The 1,226-nt window shown below is 70.4% G+C and carries 2 protein-coding genes; one reads left to right on the top strand and one right to left on the bottom strand.

Annotated features, from left to right (window positions below; all coding sequences use genetic code 11):
• Window positions 1–605, bottom strand: a 605-nt coding sequence (locus AC31A1_RS51655) for a methyltransferase domain-containing protein (RefSeq protein ID WP_489659951.1), incomplete at its 3' end; no start/stop codon positions are given.
• A gap of 77 nt (window positions 606–682) precedes the next feature.
• On the opposite strand from AC31A1_RS51655, the gene AC31A1_RS51660 reads away from it, so the two are divergent.
• Window positions 683–1,096: a globin gene (locus AC31A1_RS51660; RefSeq protein ID WP_393755723.1), complete on the top strand. Its 414-nt coding sequence runs from the start codon at window positions 683–685 to the stop codon at window positions 1,094–1,096.
• Window positions 1,097–1,226: the final 130 nt, after the last annotated feature.

Below are 1,226 nucleotides of genomic sequence, written 5' to 3' on the forward strand. Positions count from 1 at the left end.
GGCCAGGCGGGCGGGATCGTGGGCAGGGCACAGGTCGCGATGATGCGGTCGTAGGGGCCGTGTTCGGGGACTCCGCGGGTGCCGTCGCCGGTGACGACGGTCGGGCGGTAGCCGGCGTCGGCGAGGTGGGTGCGGGCGGAGTCGGTGATCTCCGGTTCCAGGTCCACGGTGGTCACCAGGTCGTCGCCGAGCCGGTGGGCGAGCAGTGCCGCGTTGTAGCCCGTTCCCGCGCCGATCTCCAGCACCCGGTCGCCGTCCGCGACCCGCAGCTCGGCCAGCATCCGTGCCATCAGGGAGGGTTGGCTGCTGGACGACACCAGCTCCCCGTCCCGCAGCCGCGTGGCCAGTGGTACGTCGGCGTAGGCCCCGCGCAGCCAGCGCTCCCGGGTGCGCGGATCGGGGCTGTCCCTCCACAGCCGCTCGTTCCCGTCGGCGACAGACACGTAGTAGTACGGCACGAACAGATGCCGCGGTACGGCTGCGAACACCGCCCGCCAGCCGGGGTCGGCGTCCCAGGCGCCGCTCAGGCCGATCACCCGCACCAGCTCCGCCCGCGCGGAGACGGCGACGGCGTCCAGGTCCTTGTCGAGAACGTGCGCGCTCATACGTCCACTGTCCTGCGGCGGGGGCCGGGAGGCGAGCGGTCCTAAGTCTCAAGTCGTCGGCCGCCCCGTCTGAGACCATGGAGAGCGTGAAAGAGATTCGGCGCGGCACGCTTCAGGAGCAGACCTTCTACGAGCAGGTCGGCGGGGAGAAGACCTTCCGCCGGCTCGTCCACCGTTTCTACGAGGGCGTCGCCGGTGACCCGCTGCTGAGGCCCATGTACCCGGAGGAGGACCTGGGCCCGGCCGAGGAGCGCTTCACCCTCTTCCTGATGCAGTACTGGGGCGGCCCGACGACGTACAGCGACAACCGCGGCCATCCGCGCCTGCGCATGCGCCACGCGCCGTTCCAGGTCGACCAGGCCGCGCACGACGCCTGGCTGAAGCACATGCGGGTCGCCGTCGACGAACTCGGTCTGTCCGAGGAGCACGAGCACACGCTGTGGAACTACCTGACGTACGCGGCCGCCTCGATGGTGAACACGGCGGGCTGACCACCGTTCACTGAACGTCGGATTCCGGTGGCACGGCGCCGGTATCCGGTCACGATCCGGTCAAGCAGTGGTCGCAAACGGTTACTCGCCGCCGGTCCCCTCTGGCAGCATCGCCGGAGAAGATCCGGAT

Source organism: Streptomyces sp. P5F9 (assembly GCF_057961495.1).